Origin of the sequence: Burkholderia sp. WP9, assembly GCF_900104795.1 — a bacterium.
GTDB lineage: Bacteria > Pseudomonadota > Gammaproteobacteria > Burkholderiales > Burkholderiaceae > Paraburkholderia.
Genome location: NZ_FNTG01000002.1, coordinates 3,167,904 through 3,185,240, shown reverse-complemented (window position 1 = coordinate 3,185,240; position 17,337 = coordinate 3,167,904). Strand labels below are relative to the sequence as shown.

Here is a 17,337-nt window from a genome sequence, read left to right as displayed (position 1 = left end):
AACGGGATCGTTGCCCGCGGCTGATTTCATGCGCCGGTCAAAAGTGACCTGGCCTGTTCAAGAAGAGCGTGCGACGCGGCAAATTCATTGCGCCCCGCCATGGTTAGGGCGGCGGCGCCGGTGCTTGCAAACAGCTCGTCGTTAGATGTCGCAACCACATCCGAAGAGGTGCCAGTCTCATCGCTGCGGCGAAAGAGTTCGAGCATTCGGAGTGCATCTGCCCGCCGGTCCTGCGGACCGGTTGTGGCCAGAATTTGCGCCGCCGCTGCTAGTTGTCGCGAAGCCAGCAGGAATTGAGAACGGTCCATGGCGGTTACCTCATGAGATGCAGTCGTAGGCTCTCCGAAGCGTTTGACAACAGGTTACGCATTCCGGACATGCCGAACATGTGATGCCGGATTGAGCTTCCGCGTGCGCGCCTGTACGGAAGCGTCTGCAAGGCATGCACGCCGAACCAAAGACTACAGGACGGCAACGGAGCAATCGATTCGCAATCCTCATGCAGCCAATCGATGTTCGTAATAAGGACGATCCCTATCACCGGTTCTTCACTGCACCGCTCACAGTGAATTTCACGTTGCCTTTCGTGGCCGGAATCTCGAAGAGATGTACCGTTGCAAACGTGGCACATGACTATCGAACTCGATGATCGAGTTCAGAAAAAGGCGAACTGCGCCGTCTTGCTGATATTGGCACGTCATCGACGCACGCCGGACAAACACCACGAAAAGCTCCGACGTACGCCGTCAATGCATCGGAAACGTGGAGTTCGTCATGAGCGCAATGAATACCGCTGTCGGCCTGCTGGTCGCTAGCGCCGCTATATGGGTTTCGTCTGGCGAGGCAGCCCCCTGCAAGAAAGCTGCACCGTTCTGCCACCACACCAAGGGTGCATTGGCGAAGCCCGTCGTCAGCAAATCGCCCTCTCCGCATGAACGAGGGATTGTGAGAGTGGACAATCCCATGCAAGGTCGCGAGCCGAAGCCGGCGCAGCCGCCGGTTAACCATGACCCTGCTGGAGAAAGCATCGACGCGCAGTTCCGTGGTGGTTGAGAACAACCCTTAAACGGCCGGTCGCATTCTTCCACGACCGGCCGCTGCGACGTCAGCATGAGACAGCCACAATCAAGAAGTGTCATCAGCCCTGCGGCTGAGCCGGCGCAATAATATCGCCTGCAGAGACGACGGCGTTCCTTCCATTCTTTTTTGCCGCGTACAGAGCCAGATCAGCTGAATTCGTCAATTCATCTAGTGACGATGGACATGAGCGTCGACCTGTCGCGCACCCAATGCTCACCGTGAAATGTGGGAGTGCCCCGGATGATACTGCCGGCCGAGCACGCTCAACTTCCTGACGTATAGCTTCAGCGATCTGAGCCGCTCCCGTTTTGTCCGTATTGGGCAGCACGACCACAAACTCTTCGCCGCCATATCGCGCGGCGAGATCGCCACGACGACGCACGTGTCGATTGATACATTCCGCGAGATGTTTCAGTGCAATATCACCTTGAGCGTGACCGTGCGTGTCATTGTATTGTTTGAAGTTATCCGCATCGACGAACAGCAGCGACAAGGAACCATCGCTGCGCTGCAGTCTTCCCCACTCGTTTTCGAGGACATGGTCGAGAGCACGGCGGTTCTTGAGCCCTGTCAGCGGGTCGGTTTGCGTTAGTTCTCTAAGCAGTTCCTGAGCCTTTGCGTGGTCTCGCAATGCAAAGGCAAGGAGCCAGACCACCGTGCAGAACGCAAGGCTAACGGACGACGCTGAGATGCCGACTATCCATGACAGTCGTTTCCAGGAAGCCAGTACGTCGTTCTCCGCAGGCGCGATAACGGCGATGAGCGGCGTCCCGGGAACACGCTGAAATGTATAGAGGCGCATGACCCCGTCCGAGATCGAGGGAGCCGCATAGAACCCGGAATCATGGTTCACCATACGCGGAAATGTCGGTGAATTACCCAGATTGACCAGTCTGTCATGACTGATTGGGGGATTTCTGGCCACCAGCGTGCCGTCCGTGCGAACGATCGCAGTGACACCGTTTGGCCCCACGTCGAGCTTTGCAAGCAGTTGCTTGAAGTATTCGACGTCAATGGCAACAATCGCTACGCCGCCGAATGACCCGTCGGGCCGGCTTATCCTTCTCGTCATCGCAATCGACTGCGCGCCAGGCCGTGACCGTGCCCGGTAGACCGATGACACATATAGCCCGACATTCGCCGACTGGCGATGTGCAATGAAATAGTCACGATCGCTGAAATCCCAGGTATGGGCGCTCGAGCAGCAGCCGTCGATCAGACGCCCCCGATCATCTGTGACCCCCATGCCGGTGACGTACTCGGCAGCAGTCCGATCAAAGAGCAATTCGTGACGCAGGCCTGGATCCATAGTTTGGATGGCAGGCTTGTTCTGCGATGCGACCAGAGCGCGAAGGGAATTGTCTGACGTTTCAATAGTCCGGGCGATGTTGCTGACCAGGACTGCGGTGACGTTTCGCGACGTTTCATGAGCATGGTCGACCGTTGCGTCACGCGAGGCGAGAAGCGTGATCAGGCTGATTGCCATCACGACTATTGCCATCAGGCTACCTAGCACGCCGACAATCAAGGGATGTCGGCCTGCGAGAACGGCCAGTTTTCCGGTGGTAATAGAAACAGACACTTTTAATGTTGTGTTGAGTACACTCGGTGCAAACGTCGTCGTCCCGCGGTCGTGGCGAGATTATCGATTCGGTTTAGCAGGTCCTGCGGCAAAGGAATGCCCGAGTGTCTTGGCTAGCCGATGACCGGGTTTACGGCAAAGACCGTAAAAAGTAGAGGCCCCTGCGCTTCCGGCTAGCAATTTTCTACCGCGGCCGTTGACCTTGGTTATGGGCAGTTGAGTAACTGGACATCTGCCCCGGCAGGCTTGACCCTTAGCCCTTTGCCTACGAGGCAGGATCGCATCGAAAAATTGCGACCACGGCTCATCAGTCGAATTTGATCAGGTCCTTAAAGATCAGTTGCCCCCAGCTATTTCCACGCGCCTGCACAAGCAGTCCTCCTTCCGAAAGCGCACCCAGTTTGATCGGCGAGAAACCGAGATTTTCCGCAAGCGCACCAATCTCCGTTGCGGCGCCGTCATCGTCGCTCGCCAGGAACACGACTCTCTTGCCACCATGTACTGCCGGATCCTGTTCCAGGACGGCAGCGCCCAAATGATTGAATCCCTTAACCAGTCTTCCACCAGTGAAGGCCTGCCCGACGGCCCTGGAAGAAGGTTGCCCACCCAGTTCCTCAGGTGGCACGCCGTAGGCATTGGTGACATCGACGATGATCTTGCCCTTCCAGGCAGGCAGCGCCTTCGCGACATCCCGGTACGACTCGAAACGGACAGCCAGAAAAACGATGTCCGCCTTGACCGCTTCCGCCAGTTTTTTGGGAATGATCGTGGATCCGATCGCGGCCGCAGCGGATGCAAAGCTTTCCGGGTCGCGAGTGGTTGCAACGGATACTTCGATGCCGCATCGGGCAAACGCCCTGGCAAGCGCCTGGCCGATCTTGCCGAAGCCAATAATTGCGTAGGTCATAGGTTTTCCTTTGGTGTGCGACACCCTACGGGCTCCGAATATCGAATGGAGTGACCGGCGGGCGTAGCGTGTCAGAGTTGCGCAAGGCCGCCGTCGACGGCAACCTCGCTGGCGGTCATAAAGCTGCTGTCCGGCGACGCGAGAAAGGCGGCCGCCGCTGCGATCTCGGCAGGATCGGCCATGCGCTGGAGCGGAGTCAGCGAGGCGAAGACCTTCTGGCCTTCCTCGCCTAGCGCTTCCTTCGCGAGTTCGGTCGCCGTCGCCCCGGGTGACAGCACGTTGACCCGGATGCCGGTGCCCTTCAGGTCCTCCGCCCAGCTCCGTGCGAGGTTGCGGACTGCCGCCTTGCTTGCGCTGTAGGCGCTCATTGCCGGGGCGCCCGTGGTACCGGCGCTCGATCCGGTCAGGATTATCGAACCGCCCTTGCCCATCAGCGGCAGCGCCTTCTGTACCGTAAAGATCGTACCTTTTACGTTGGTGTCGAAAGTTTCGTCGATGTGCTCGGCGGTGATCTTGCCTAGCGCAAGCTGGCCTCCCGCCCCGGCATTGGCGAAAACGATGTCGAGGATTCCGCGCTCGGCCTTTACCGCCGCGTAAAGTCGGTCGAGGTCGGCCAGATCGGAGACCGAGCCCTTCACCGCGCGGGCATTGGGCCCGAGGTCGGCAACAGCGGCGTCGAGGGCTTCCTGCCGCCGGCCGAAGATGAAGACGAAGGCGCCTTCTTCGATGAAGCGCTTTGCTGCGGCGCGGCCGATGCCGGTAGCGCCACCGGTGATCACGGCAGTCTTTCCATTCAGTCTGTTCATGTCATGCATCCTTCGTTGAAGTTGTTCTGGAGCGCCGAAACAAAAGCGACAAGCTCGATTCTGGAGGTCTTGATGCATGAAGCCAATTGACTAAATATCTATAATTGCCATCTACTCTTTGGATACCTATGCTCGACAACGTCACGATCAATCAACTTCGGGCCTTCGTTGCCGTGTGTGACCACGGAAGCTTTTCCGGGGCTGCACGGGAGCTAAGGCGTGCACAGTCAGCGATCAGTCACGCGATCAACGCGCTCGAGAGTGCCTTCGATGTGTTGCTGTTCGAACGCAACGCGCGCAAAGCGACGCTCACGGCAGCGGGCCGTAGCCTTCTACCTGATGCTCGTGGGGTGATTTCACGCACCGAGGAAATGAAGATGCGCGCGGTTGCCATTGCTGAAGCCGGGGTGCCACAGGTATCTATTGCAGTGGACACCTATTTTCCGCGCGCGCACCTGATTGAATGCCTGCGCAGGCTGCAGTCGGACTTTCCAACCGTCGCAATCAATCTGCGCATGACGACCATGCAAGGCGGCGAGCGCCTGGTTCTCGAAGGAACGTGCGCATTGGCGGTGACGATCACCGACGTGCCGGAACTGAGCCCGGGTACCATAGAAAGGCAGCATCTATGTGAAGCGCAAATGGTGACCGTCTGTGCGCCATCGCATCCGCTGGCCGCAATCGCGGGGCCGATCCCGCGGGAGGAATTTGGCCGGCACATCCAGCTCGTCGTAACCGACAATCAGCCCGATGCGGAAAAGACCCAACACGGGGTCGCCGGTGAACGCCAGTGGCTGGTGAATGACCTCGGTGCGAAGCACGATCTGCTCAGGGGCAGTTTATGCTGGGGGCACATGCCGCATCATCTGGTTGCAGAAGACCTCGTGAACGGAACACTTGTCGAACTCCAACGGCGCGCATGGCACATGCGCGCCCTCACGTTCATGATCTCGCAGCGGCGCGGATACTCGTTTTCCGACTGCGAGATGCGGCTGGTTGCGCTCCTGGGCAATCGTCATCGCGTTTCAAAGGGTGCCAGCAAACGCTCCGTCTCACGCGCGGGAAAAAAAGCGTGAAGGGCCGCTACGCCTGAGCAACCGCCAGCAAGGGCTGCTGCTCCACGACGGATGCCCGCAAGGTAAATAAACGGCTCGCGCGTTCTGAAATCTTCAACGGCTGCAACGGGTCGCGAAGACTCATTCACGCTTGTCGGACGCCGAGGTTCACCACCACCGGGGCGCCAATGACTGCAAAGGGACGAGCAGGCGCCGCCCGCCGCGCCAGTGCCCGCCGCGCTTTGTGGCCTCGGCGCCGCAAAGCGAAGGCCGCTCTCCACCCGCGCGGCCAGAAAAGAAACAGCCCTGTCCGTCCGGTGGGCTATCATGCCTATCCTCTTCGAAGTAGCTCCTTATGATTTCCGTCCGTAATGTCACCCTGCGCCGCGGCGTCAATGTCGTACTCGACCGCGCGTCCGTCACTTTCACCCCCGGCGAAAAGATTGGCCTTGTCGGCCGCAATGGCGCCGGCAAGTCATCCTTCTTCGGCCTTCTCAACGGCACGCTGCACGAAGACGGCGGCGAATTCTCGATTCCCGCTGCATGGAAGATGGGCCAGGTCGCGCAGGAGATGCCGGAGACCGAGCAAAGTGCGACCGACTTCGTGATCGAGGGTGACACCTTACTGCTGGCCGCGCAGGCCGAAGTCGCCGCCGCCGAGGCCAGCGACGACGGCATGCGCATGGCGCACGCCTACATGGCACTGCACGACGCCGGTGCACATGATGCTCCCGCGCGTGCCCAGGCGCTGATCCTGGGCCTTGGCTTCAGTGCCGCGCAGCTTAGCCAGCCGGTCAACAGTTTCTCCGGCGGCTGGCGCATGCGACTGCAACTGGCGCGCGCGCTCATGTGCCCGTCCGACTTGCTGTTGCTCGACGAGCCGACCAATCACCTCGACCTCGACGCGCTGGTCTGGCTGGAAGCGTGGCTCAAGCGCTATCCAGGAACTTTGGTCGTGATCAGCCACGACCGCGAATTCCTCGACGCGGTGACACAGGTGACGGTGCACGTCGACAACGCCAAGCTCGTTCGCTATGGCGGCAACTACAGCAAGTTCGAAGAGATGCGCGCTGAGCAACTGCTGTTGCAGCAGGCCGCGATGGCCCGGCAGGCGGACAAGATCGCCCACCTGCAGAAATTCATCGACCGCTTCAAGGCCAAGGCCTCGAAGGCGAAGCAGGCGCAGAGCCGGGTCAAGGCGCTCGAACGCATGGAGAAGATCGCACCTGTGCTTGCCGACGCCGAGTTCACCTTCGAGTTCAAGGAGCCGCTCAACGTCCCGAACCCGCTGTTGTCGATGCTGGACGCGAGCTTCGGCTACCCGGCGCCGACCGAAGCGCCTCCGGGCACGCCGCCGACGGTTATCGTGCGGGGCATCAACCGGTCCGTGCTGGCTGGGCAGCGCATTGGCATTCTCGGTGCCAACGGCCAAGGCAAGTCCACGCTGGTGAAGACGGTGGCGCACGAGCTGGCGCCGATTACCGGCGAAATCAGCGAAGGCAAAGGCCTGAACATCGGCTACTTCGCACAGCAGGAACTCGACGTGCTGCGTCCTCTCGACACGCCGCTGGAACACATGATCCGTCTTGCCAAGGACACGCCAGCGCACATGCGCGCCCCCGGCCAGAGCGGCACCGAACAATCGCTTCGCACCTTCCTCGGCACCTTCAGTTTCAGTGGCGACATGGTCCATCAGGCGGTCGGCACGATGAGCGGCGGCGAAAAGGCGCGGCTCGTGTTGTGCATGATCGTGTGGCAGCGCCCCAACCTGCTGCTGCTCGACGAGCCGACCAACCACCTCGACCTGGCTACACGCGAAGCGCTAGGCATGGCACTCAACGAATTCGAAGGCACAGTGATGCTGGTCAGTCACGACCGGTCCCTGCTGCGCGCGGTATGTGACGAGTTCTGGCTCGTCACCAAGGGTGGCGTCGAGCCATTCGACGGCGATCTGGACGATTACCAGGAGTTCCTGCGCGACGAAGCCCGTCGCATGCGCGAGCAGGCTGCCGGAGAGCAGAAGGTCATCGCCTGAGGTAACTGCCTGCGGTAACTATCGGTAGTTCCATTCTGGAAGCTGCCGTAGCGCTCGCATCGAGTCGAAGAGGCCTTAAGGCCGAACAATACGCATTCTTCGATGCCACAGCGGTCGTTCGTGATTTTAGTTTTCGAACGACCGCTGTGCTGCAGCGAGCGCGACTTTGTTGTCTGCCCATACTACGTATGGAGAAACATCAAAGTCCGCGGGGGAGAGCGTGGAAAGAGGCAAGCGCGATCGTCAGTCCCGATAAATCCGCGTCGCCCACCGCCCTCTTACGGCCGCCTGTCGTGCCGGGTTCCCCGACGCACCACAACCAGGGCAATACCTCCGAGAATCGCCGCCGAGGCCAACACGATTCGGATGGTCACGCTTTCTCCAAGAAATGCGGCTGCGCCAAGCGTCGCGATGACCGGCACGCTCAACTGCACCGTGGCCGCGTTGCCCGCTTTCAGACCGGGCAACGCCGCGTACCAGATGGCGTAGCCAATGCCGGAGGCCGCTGCGCCGGAACCCGTTGCGTACCAGAAACCGGCGTAATCAATCGAAGCGTGGGCGCACATGGCGGCGCTGAGCGCCGCGGCAAGTGGGACTGCGCGCAGGAAGTTACCGGCCGTCACCGCGGTGGGATTTCCCGCGCCCTTGCCGCGCAACGAATAGATGCCCCAAGCGACGCCGGCGCCGAGCATAAGGACAGCGCCTCCGGGAGGTGGCGCGGAGAGACCGGGAAGCAGCAGCCCCGCAAGGCCTGCCAACGCGCATGTCAATCCGATCCATTGTCGCCAATGGAACCGTTCGCCCTTTCGGATGCCGTAGCCGATCATTGTCGTCTGCACGGCGCCGAACAGAAGCAGGGCCCCAGTGGACGCCGGCAGGCTCAGGTAGGCAAACGAGAATGCGGCCGCATAGGCGAACAGCGCCAGCGCCGACAGCCAGTTTCCGGCGCCGCCCAGCCTGCCGCCCCGGAGCCGCACTATCATCGAGAGCACGAGGGCGCCCGACGCGATACGGATCGACGTAAAACTCGCTGCATCGATGCCGGTGCCTTTAAGGGCCAGCCGGCATAGCAACGAGTTCGCTGCAAACGCGACCATTGCAAGCAGCGTCAGCACAGTGACACGCACGGGCGACACAGACATCCCCCCAAAACCCCCGAATCTTCCGCCAGTATCCGGCCATTGCGCTGCCCGTACGAGCGTCGGTGACCGGTCGTCTCTGCCCGAACGCGGCCTTTTGCAATCGGCTCATGTCGAGCCGTTGCAGTGCTTCGCCCCCCGAGACCTGAACGACTGCTTCCAAGGCAGGATCGGACAACCCGCCCGGCGTGGCGGTCGTTCCGCCGAAGATATGTTCGCATAGCGAAAGGGGCGTGTCCGGTGCGCCGCTGGCCCTAAAGTAGCAGATAGTCTCTTGACCTTGCACACATCGTTGATGGGCGCGGTCTTGTGAATATGCCCTAAAGGAGTAACTCATGCCGTCCGAGCACGCCGATGTCCTGTCCCAGGTACTCAAGCTGATTCGCCTTCGCGGGGATCACGTTTTCCACGGCGAACTGGGCAGTTCCACCGAAGTGATTTTTCCGCCCGGACCGGCGGCTTTTTTGCATCTGCGTACCGGCGAACTGTCTGTGTCTCAATGCAATGGACCCTCCGTGACGCTGCGGTCAGGCGACTTCGTTCTTTTGCCGCATGCGGATGGACACACGATTCGAAGCGAGCCGGGCGGAAAAGCACATCAACGCTTCGAGGCGGCGGTGGACTTTACCCTCAGCAGAGATGTTCAGACGTTCAAATGGGCGGCTGATGATCGAATGGCAGGATCCTTTCTTGCGGGATCATTCTATTTTGACGGGGCGCCGTTGCGCTCTTTGCTCACCGGGCTTCCCGGGCTGATTCATCTGACATGCGACAAAGTCAGCGAACCCCCTTGGCTTGCCTCCATCTCGCATTTTCTCGACGTGGAATCGCGTAGCGCGGGCCTAGGGTCGTCGCTGATGATCTCGCGGCTTATTGATTTGCTAGTTATCCGCACCTTGCGGATGTGGGTCAGCCGGCAAGGCGATCGGGTCGGCTGGCTGTCCGGACTGAGCGACGAACGCGTCGGTCGTGCGTTGAACGCAATGCATCTGGAACCTAACCGTGCATGGACGGTGTCGGCGCTCGCCGAGACGGCGATGATGTCGCGATCGATGTTTTCGGATCGTTTTACGGCGGTGGTGGGGCTTCCACCGTTGCGTTATCTGACACGGTGGAGATTGACGATCGCGGCAGACTTGCTACGCGGAGGAACCTTGAAGGTGACCGAAGTGGCCCACGTTGCCGGCTATGGTTCGGAGGCTGCCTTCAGTCGCGCCTTCAAGGAGGAGTTCGGCTATCCACCGCGCGACGCACATCGAATCGAACAGACAGGCGCCTTTGTCGCACGAAGTTCGGAACTCCTTTGACAGCCCTTGTCACGCCGTTGGCTCGCTTCGTCAGTTGAAGCTGTCAGTGCGGTAGTTTCGTTTCAATGGCATGGCATCGCGTCGATCCCCAAGCGACTCGATCTGCTCAGCTTGCCCGGGTGCGTTGATCGGACGATAGATCATGCAAATCAGACGCCGGGATATGGTCAGTCCTGGATACGTTCTTTAGAGTGGATAGCCAAGGTCCTCCCGTATCCGCAACGGAGGAAGGCTCTCACGCACTATGGTTCGGATCTCTCATGCTCAAGCAGATCAGACAGTTTGCGATAACACTTCTCGTTGCAACACCCACGCTTGCGTCATGTGTCTGGATCAGAAGCGCGAGTGCGGTCGCCAGCGTCACCGTCGTATAGCACGGATCTTTTCAAAGCCAAGTTCCAATTCACGACATCGGCACCGATGTCTCGTCAAGGAAGCAATATAGATGAAACTCCTGCTCGCTGCTCTTGCCATTTCAGCATTCGCGTTCGATACCAGTGCGATGGCTGCGCAAAAGCCCCCGATCGTTCTGGTCCACGGCGCTTTCGAAGACGCCCAGGTCTGGGGGCATGTCACATCCAGGCTTCAAACCGATGGCTATAAGGTTGTGGCGGTTGAACTGCCAGGTCGTCCGGCCGCGCCCGCCTCGCCGGACAAGGTGAGCCTCGACCTCTATCGCGACACCGTGGTCGCAGCGCTGAACGAATTCCATCGCCCAGCAGTCGTGGTCGGTCACAGCTTCGGCGGCATCGTCATCGCCGACGCCGCGGAAACGGCACCGAAGAAGATCAAAACTTTGATCTTCGTTGCGGCCTACCTGCCGCAAGACGGCGATTCGCTCGTGTCGATGGCCAACAAGGATGCCGACGCCAGGATCGGCCCGCACCTGCAGATCGACAAGGAAAAGGGCATTGCCTCCATCGAATATTCGGCACGCGCCGATCTGTTTGCCAATGGAGGTCCTGACGAACTGCGCAAGGCAATCCCGAATCTGATTCTGGATGAACCCGTGAGCCCGCTAGCTACGCCCGTGCACGTGACTTCCACCAACTTTGGTCAGATCGACAAGGTCTATATCCACACAGCCATGGACCAGGTCATCAGCCCGTCGTTCCAGGCGAAGATGGTTGCGGCAACCCCCGTGAGAGCAGAGTACACCCTGCAGACCGGTCATACGCCGTTCCTCACCGATCCCGACGGCCTGGCAAAGGCGATCGAGGCTGCTGCGAAATAGCCGGTTCGCGGTTGGTCCAGGAAACGAAGGCGCTGCGGCTTCGTCGTCCCGCGCTTTGCCTTCAAGTGTATTGCTCCGGGCGGGGGGGCTCGCTATATCCGGGCTTCCGCGCACCGTCCTGCGGACCGCTCTTCGATGGTCTGCACCGGCATGCTCTTTCAGAAAGAAGCATACGCATCGGTTGTTTACGACAGTTTCTCTTGTTTCCAAAGGCAGAACCGATATGTCCCGTCTTCAGATACCCGCCACGATCGCAGATGCACTCGCTGCTTCCCAGCCCTTCCTGGAAGCCATCAACAAGAAACTGGGTGTCACGCCGAATCTGTTTGGTCTGATGGCCAACCGCCCTGCGGCGCTCGAGGGCTACCTCGGTCTGGCCGGAGCCTTGGCGACCATCCGCAAGAACAGCGCCAATGCGCGAGTCAGTGATTCATTTTGATACGCGGAATCAAGCCGCAACCGACGACTGTCGTTCGCTGTATCGGATGATTGAGTTCACTGCGTCGCGATAAGTCCAGGCCAAATCTATTTCTATTCACCTAACGTTAAGACCGAACATGAACGTATTCGACCGGCTCGCGCAAGCGAGCCTAAATTTGCCAGCGCCCATCAACCCGCTTGGCTCCTATCGAACGGTTTCCGTTTCGGGAAGCCAACTATATGTATCCGGTCTCGGCCCTTTCCAAGATGGCAAGCCAATCGTCGGAATGGTGGGCCGCGATATTTCACTTGAAGAAGCTCAAGACGCGGCGCGCCTAACGATGCTCATGATCTTGGCCTGTGTCGATGAGGCATGCGGACTCGACAACGTCAAGCGATGCAGCCGGCTAACAGTCTACGTGCGTGCAGAACAGTCGTTCGCCCAGCATCCGCAAGTGGCCAATGGCGCCAGTGACCTCTTGCTGACGCTGTTTGGGCAAGACAATCTGCCGGCTCGAAGCGCACTGGGCGTGCATTCGTTGCCGATGGGCATCCCGGTTGAGATTGACAGCATTTTTGAGTTGAAGGGGTGATGGACATGGCTCGACCGCACGACGACGTTCAGTTGATGCGAGCCGATCGGCCGGCCAAACCTGATTCTGAACCCGCCGCACAACGAGCGCCCATCGCGCTGTCTGGAGGGGAATACTGCCGTCCTGCTTTCGAGAACAATCAATCCGTGCTCGTTCGGACGCCGCAAGCATTGCGATGCGGCCGCCACACGATTGCCCAACATTGAAACGAACCATCTATTTTTCCGTCGGACTCTGATCATGCGTCAAATGATATTGACCGTTGTCGTCACACTGACTGTCTCTACGGGATGTCTCGCGAGCACTTCTACCATCTACAAGGAACCCCTGGACGCGAAGACTCTGAACACACTTCGATCGGATTTTAGCCATCTCATGCAACTAGCCAACCGCCACGACTTCAAAGCGCTCCATGAGATGTTCTGGCAATCTCCCTCGGCCCTTCTCGTCGCCAAAAGTGCGATCCCCACGGAAGGGAACTGGGCTGGCTTCTGGGGTAATGAGGCGATCGATCAGAAGCTGCGCGATATCGGCACCTCCGGCCCTGTCGTGCTGCGGCCGGATTATTCGAAATTCAAGGTCGTCGGCTTGACGAAGGACATAGCGCAATCCTATGCGCCAGTGAATATCACGGTCTCCTATGCGGGTCAGGACGGAACCCCCAAGCCGTTTCTATTGCTAATCAACTGGATAAAAATCGGCAAGGACTGGAAGGTGGCTTCGGAGATCATCCTACCCGTACCGCCGGCGCCTGAAGCAAAAAGCGAAGTACCTGGATAGTCGTGACAAAAGTGTCCAGATCCCTTGCTACAGACACACCAGCAGAGTTCAACGTGCGATCGGCAACGTATCACCGACACCACGGATGTTGGTCTTTAGCCTGCCTAACGAAAAAGTGATGCCCACAGGAAAGCGAGTTGACGCGGATATTCAAATGCGGCGCCTGACACATTTCACCAGGCAGACAACTTTAAGAAGACGGGTCATGACGATCAACAGACGTAACTTCTCGGCCGCCCTCGTCGCCGGCGCTGCCGCGTCGCTTATTTCTGCTCGCAGCGTAGCAGCAACGCCTGCTTCGGGGAAGGCGCGCAATATCGTCCTCGTGCATGGGTTGTTCGCTGATGGGTCGTGCTGGACGGAAGTGATATCGCGATTGCAGGCAGCGGGGCTCAATGCCACGGCTGTCCAAAACGAAGCCGTTAAGAAGACTGGGAAGTTCGTTGCCAAGGCCACGTAACACGTCGCTGTCCAATCCACGGAAACTGTCGTCGCGCGAGTTCGTGGAATTCCTGGTTCAACAACGCGACGCGCAATTGCACGACACTGTGTGCCCCCACGCGACTCCAGCGCATATGCTGGCTCTTGCACATTCGACGGCCAACGATTCGATTAATTGACGATTCGACGAAGCCGGTGGAGATTCGTCCTCCCGCACGTCGCCATATGCGATAGTCGATCAGCGACTCGGCGTTGCTGTCGAGATACGTGACCACATTCGAGAGGCTATTGCTCGCTTTCCTGACGTGGCTGCTCACTGCTGGATCTCGTGTCTCACGTAGATCAAGCAAGTGAGCAAGTCTAGCTGAAAACTGCTGCCAGGCGGCTGTACGTCCGACCCAAACGTAGTGGCGGAAGCGGACAAACAGATCCGACAGTTCAAACGCTGATCCACTGTCCGTAAGTCGCCCATATGCCAGAGGCGCGATAGCCTGCTCAACGCGTCGCAACATGCGCCCGATGTGTGCCCAATCGAGAATCCACTTGTTATCGTATGGGAGATCATTAGCGACGCCGGCCTAGTCCCGAGCTCCATCAGTCAGGACAACGACTTCATTAGGATCCCCGTATCCGCTGTCCTCGAGGAATCGTGTCATTTCTTGATTCAGTCGCCTGGTGCGCGGCATGGCGGAAGCCCACACTCGTGGCTGCTTACCGGCTTTGCCCAAAGCAGCAACGACGACTGCGATCGACGATCGGCCGGTTCCCGGCTTCTGCACGATTTTCCTTGCCGGAACTCTTGCGATTGCAGGCCTTCCGTCGTTCGCGGCAATAGTAAACCTTTCCTGGCGCGGTCTTCAGCTCCGAGCAATGACTATCATGCAGACGACGCTGGACGCCGCAATCCACACAGGATCTATGCGAGGCGCAAAAAAAAAACGTTCGATCTGCTCGACAACGAACTCCTGCTGCACACAATTGAGCAAGGACTTGCCTTCACTGAGTGACAATCCCACGTCTCCTGGCGTCTGGTCGTCGATGGGCCTGTGCAACCGCATGACCTCAACCCGCTTTACCACACTCCCGTCGCCGTTATCGAACTCAAGAGCGATCGTGCATCGCATGGTGGCTCCTGGGTCTCGTCGTTAGGGATACGATACCCCGCGGCGCGCTCGTCTCCCAGCCTTTTTAACGGCTTCTTGCTCGAGCCCGCCATTCCAGGCTGCTTCGCCTCAGAGCGTCAGGCCGTTATCTGACACTGGCGGATAGGTCGCAGTTCTCTGCTTGCAAGTTCGATAATCACCGTGCGTTTGCGAAACAACGGCGGGAGTCCCCATGGTCAAATTGGCGCCACGCCTGCCCAGATGGATTCCCTCGACCTCACTACGCCAACGATCATGTCTACCCTCATCGCCCGACCCGATGCGCAAACGCGAGAACGCCTGATTCTGTGGATCAGGAGACGCATGGACGAATGCGGCATTACCGAGTCGGCATTGCAAGCGGCACTGGAAAACGATCAGCGCCAATTGCGCTACCAGGACGCGTTCGGCAACGTCTGGAGCGGCGACGGCGAACTGCCCGCATGGCTGAAACGCGCGGTGGCCGCCGGCCAGAGTATCGAGCACTTCCGCTGCAACTAGGGTCCGAGAAAGCCGCCTGCGCGAACTCTGCGTAGCAGTCAATGCAATGCTGCGTTGCTTTTGCACCCGGTTTATCAATCATTTTGGCTTGAATAAGCTGTGTCTCGAGTTCACAGCGAAGGCCTCCCCGCCGCCCACGGCGCAGGTCAGCGCCGAATTCACGGCAACTCGAGCACCATTTGCCCCTCCCGATTGCGGATATCGAAACACGATTTCGCCCTTATATTAATCGATGGATAATTTATCCTCCGCTTCCATGACATCTTCGATGAACAAACTAGCTGAATTTAGACGCGGATGGGTGCAACTGATCGGCTCGACGCTGGGCCTCGGCATTGGCGTGATCGGGCTGGGCTCTTACAACCTCGGACTCTTTGCCAAGGACCTGCAGGGCGCCGTCGGTCTCACGAAAACGCAATACGGGGCCGGTTACCTCGCTTTCACGCTGGGACTCGCACTCGGTCTGCAAATGTGGGGGCGCCTGCTGTCACGCTTCGGCGCGGCGCGCACGGCGGCGGGCAGCGCGCTCGCGCTCGCCGCGTGTTTCGTGGCGATGGCGGAACTGATCTCGACACCGACCGCCTACATCGTGCTGGTCGGTCTGGCCGGCTTTTTCGGCGGCGGCACGAGCGGTCTCACGTTTACACGCATCGTCAGCGGATGGTTCGATCGCGGCCGCGGCTTCGCGCTCGGCCTCACTCAGGTCGGGCTGGGATTGTGCGGCGCGATCCTGCCGCCGATCATCGCGGCCACGATCGTCAAAAGCGGCTGGCATTCCGGTTATCTGATGCTGGCTGCCATCGCCGCAGCGGGCGCGCCGATCGCGCTGTTGATCCTGCGCGACAGTCAATCCAGCGCCATGGAGCAGTCCGCCCCGGCCGATGCCCCCGATCTGAGCGAGCTCGCCACAGAATTCGCGGCGGTCAAACGGACCAGCACGTTCTGGATCATGTTCCTCGCCTTCACGCTGTCGACGCTCTTCGTGGCGGGCAGCGCTCAACACATGGCGCCGATGCTGCGCGAACTCGGCGCGAACGCCGCCTCGGCGGCCAGATACATGAGCCTGCTCGGCATCGGCACGGTCTGCGTGCGCCTGATCGTGGGCTGGCTATCCGACTATGTGCATGCGCCGCGGCTGATGGCCTTTTCCTGTCTGGTCGGCATGGCCGGCGTGCTGACGCTCAAGCTCGGCGGCATCGGCTACGCGCCCTTGTATGCGTTCACGGTGGGTTGGACCTTCGGCGGCGAGATCGATCTGGTCGCGCTGATGTGCACCCGCTACTTCGGTCTCAGGATGTTTCCGCGTGCCTACGCGTTTCAGTACGGCGCACTGTGCATCGCCGCGGGCGTAGGTCCGCTGGGGATTGGCTGGCTGGCCGACAGGTTGGGCAGCTACCAGCCGGGCCTCGTGCTGAGCGCGGTACTCGCGGCCGCCGCGGCGTTCGTGTTCCTTCTGCTGCCCCGCTACGACGGCCGTGCCGGCGAACCGGGCGAGGCCGGCCGCCTCGGACTGAACAGCATCGATTAATGCGTTTTACCCAGTAGTTCACCGCTATCAGGAATGTCTCAATGATCCACTTTGACCACGTCTGTCTTGCAGCACAAAACGTCTACGAAGCCACGTTCCGGCTGAGCCGCGAAACTGGCTTCGGCAACTACGACGGCGGCTTCTTCCCGCTCTACGGCATCGGCCACAAGGTCGTGCCGCTGGCGCCGGACATCTACATCGAAGTCGAAGGCATTGTCGATCATACGGTCCTCAAGCGAGGCCAACCGCTGGCCAGTTTTTTCGAGCAACAGACGCGTGAAGGCGATTGCTTCGTGGGCTGGTGCCTGCGCACCGACTCGCTGGACGAACTGAAGGCTTTCGCCAGACATCACAACACGGTCGTCGACGAAAGCACCACCGGCAAGGACGCCGGCCGTCAGATGATGAACGGCAAGCGCGGCTTTGCGTTGCAGACGCCGAGCGCGCTGACGGCATGGCCAATCGGCAAGCCCAACCTGTACTTCAAGCCGGGTAACGGACCGCACACCGCGAGCCTGCCGACAGAGCCGGGCACGGGATCGGTACAGGGCCAGGGGCTCAACTGGATCGAGATCGGCGAAGACGAAGCCGCGCTCGCGGCATGGCTCGGCGAGATCGGCCGGCCGTCGGACTTTCCGTTCGAGATTCGCTACAACCGGAAGACCTCCGGACTGTACGCGATGGGCGTGAAAACGAGCGAGGGCGAACGGGTGATTCGCCGCGCCGCGGTCAAGCTCTGACGCTTCGCGGGCGCGTCGGAAAGCTCTAATAGATTCAAGCAGGCGGG

The 17,337-nt window shown here is 59.8% G+C and carries 17 protein-coding genes and 1 pseudogene; 12 read left to right on the top strand and 6 right to left on the bottom strand.

Going from position 1 to position 17,337, the window contains the following annotated elements; translation table 11 throughout:
• Window positions 1–26 precede the first annotated feature (26 nt).
• Window positions 27–308, bottom strand: coding sequence for a hypothetical protein (locus BLW71_RS35355; RefSeq protein ID WP_091807957.1), 282 nt, complete (start codon window positions 306–308; stop codon window positions 27–29).
• Window positions 309–774: 466 nt separating this feature from the next.
• Here BLW71_RS35355 and BLW71_RS41270 point away from each other — a divergent pair, with 466 nt between their 5' ends.
• Entirely contained in the window at window positions 775–1,053 is a 279-nt protein-coding gene (locus tag BLW71_RS41270) for a hypothetical protein (RefSeq protein WP_143048422.1), read from the top strand.
• A gap of 85 nt (window positions 1,054–1,138) precedes the next feature.
• On the opposite strand, the gene BLW71_RS35350 is transcribed toward BLW71_RS41270, so the two are convergent.
• From BLW71_RS35350 to BLW71_RS35340, 3 genes are all read right to left on the bottom strand, one after another.
• Entirely contained in the window at window positions 1,139–2,662 is a 1,524-nt protein-coding gene (locus BLW71_RS35350; RefSeq protein ID WP_502686848.1) for a sensor domain-containing diguanylate cyclase, read from the bottom strand.
• 307 nt (window positions 2,663–2,969) lie between these two features.
• On the bottom strand, window positions 2,970–3,569 hold the full coding sequence (locus BLW71_RS35345) for an NADPH-dependent F420 reductase (RefSeq protein ID WP_091807956.1): 600 nt from the start codon (window positions 3,567–3,569) through the stop codon (window positions 2,970–2,972).
• Window positions 3,570–3,640: 71 nt separating this feature from the next.
• Window positions 3,641–4,375, bottom strand: coding sequence for an SDR family NAD(P)-dependent oxidoreductase (locus tag BLW71_RS35340; RefSeq protein WP_091807954.1), 735 nt, complete (start codon window positions 4,373–4,375; stop codon window positions 3,641–3,643).
• 128 nt (window positions 4,376–4,503) lie between these two features.
• On the opposite strand from BLW71_RS35340, the gene BLW71_RS35335 reads away from it, so the two are divergent.
• Window positions 4,504–5,451 carry a LysR family transcriptional regulator gene (locus BLW71_RS35335; RefSeq protein WP_091807952.1) on the top strand — a complete coding sequence of 316 codons (948 nt, stop codon included), beginning with the start codon at window positions 4,504–4,506 and terminating at the stop codon, window positions 5,449–5,451.
• A 334-nt stretch (window positions 5,452–5,785) separates the two neighbouring features.
• Window positions 5,786–7,465: an ABC-F family ATP-binding cassette domain-containing protein gene (locus BLW71_RS35330; protein ID WP_091807950.1), complete on the top strand. Its 1,680-nt coding sequence runs from the start codon at window positions 5,786–5,788 to the stop codon at window positions 7,463–7,465.
• 278 nt (window positions 7,466–7,743) lie between these two features.
• Here BLW71_RS35330 and BLW71_RS35325 read toward each other — a convergent pair whose 3' ends face one another.
• Complete coding sequence (locus tag BLW71_RS35325) at window positions 7,744–8,601, bottom strand: DMT family transporter (RefSeq protein ID WP_502686866.1); 858 nt, start codon at window positions 8,599–8,601, stop codon at window positions 7,744–7,746.
• A gap of 338 nt (window positions 8,602–8,939) precedes the next feature.
• Between BLW71_RS35325 and BLW71_RS35320 the strand changes: the two genes are divergently transcribed.
• From BLW71_RS35320 to BLW71_RS35295, 6 genes are all read left to right on the top strand, one after another.
• Window positions 8,940–9,911, top strand: coding sequence for an AraC family transcriptional regulator (locus tag BLW71_RS35320; protein WP_091807945.1), 972 nt, complete (start codon window positions 8,940–8,942; stop codon window positions 9,909–9,911).
• A gap of 445 nt (window positions 9,912–10,356) precedes the next feature.
• Window positions 10,357–11,145: an alpha/beta fold hydrolase gene (locus BLW71_RS35315; protein WP_091807943.1), complete on the top strand. Its 789-nt coding sequence runs from the start codon at window positions 10,357–10,359 to the stop codon at window positions 11,143–11,145.
• Between the two features lie 223 nt (window positions 11,146–11,368).
• The gene (locus BLW71_RS35310; protein WP_286162196.1) at window positions 11,369–11,584 is read left to right on the top strand and encodes a hypothetical protein; all 216 of its coding nucleotides are present in this window, start codon (window positions 11,369–11,371) and stop codon (window positions 11,582–11,584) included.
• A gap of 118 nt (window positions 11,585–11,702) precedes the next feature.
• Complete coding sequence (locus BLW71_RS35305) at window positions 11,703–12,158, top strand: RidA family protein (RefSeq protein WP_091807942.1); 456 nt, start codon at window positions 11,703–11,705, stop codon at window positions 12,156–12,158.
• A 375-nt stretch (window positions 12,159–12,533) separates the two neighbouring features.
• The gene (locus tag BLW71_RS35300) at window positions 12,534–12,938 is read left to right on the top strand and encodes a Rossmann-fold NAD(P)-binding domain-containing protein (protein ID WP_286162195.1); all 405 of its coding nucleotides are present in this window, start codon (window positions 12,534–12,536) and stop codon (window positions 12,936–12,938) included.
• A 205-nt stretch (window positions 12,939–13,143) separates the two neighbouring features.
• Window positions 13,144–13,398, top strand: coding sequence for a lipase family protein (locus BLW71_RS35295; protein WP_286162194.1), 255 nt, complete (start codon window positions 13,144–13,146; stop codon window positions 13,396–13,398).
• On the opposite strand, the pseudogene BLW71_RS35290 reads toward BLW71_RS35295, so the two are convergent.
• Window positions 13,361–14,503 (bottom strand): annotated as a pseudogene (locus BLW71_RS35290) (ISKra4-like element ISBusp5 family transposase). The gene BLW71_RS35295 and the pseudogene BLW71_RS35290 overlap by 38 nt on opposite strands.
• Before the next feature lie 273 nt (window positions 14,504–14,776).
• Between BLW71_RS35290 and BLW71_RS35285 the strand changes: the two are divergent.
• The 3 genes from BLW71_RS35285 to BLW71_RS35275 all read left to right on the top strand — a co-directional run bounded on the left by BLW71_RS35285 (window position 14,777) and on the right by BLW71_RS35275 (window position 17,290).
• Window positions 14,777–15,022: an H-NS family nucleoid-associated regulatory protein gene (locus tag BLW71_RS35285; RefSeq protein ID WP_091807938.1), complete on the top strand. Its 246-nt coding sequence runs from the start codon at window positions 14,777–14,779 to the stop codon at window positions 15,020–15,022.
• A gap of 268 nt (window positions 15,023–15,290) precedes the next feature.
• Window positions 15,291–16,550 carry an MFS transporter gene (locus BLW71_RS35280; RefSeq protein ID WP_177205167.1) on the top strand — a complete coding sequence of 420 codons (1,260 nt, stop codon included), beginning with the start codon at window positions 15,291–15,293 and terminating at the stop codon, window positions 16,548–16,550.
• 41 nt (window positions 16,551–16,591) lie between these two features.
• On the top strand, window positions 16,592–17,290 hold the full coding sequence (locus BLW71_RS35275; RefSeq protein WP_091807933.1) for a VOC family protein: 699 nt from the start codon (window positions 16,592–16,594) through the stop codon (window positions 17,288–17,290).
• Window positions 17,291–17,337 lie beyond the last annotated feature (47 nt).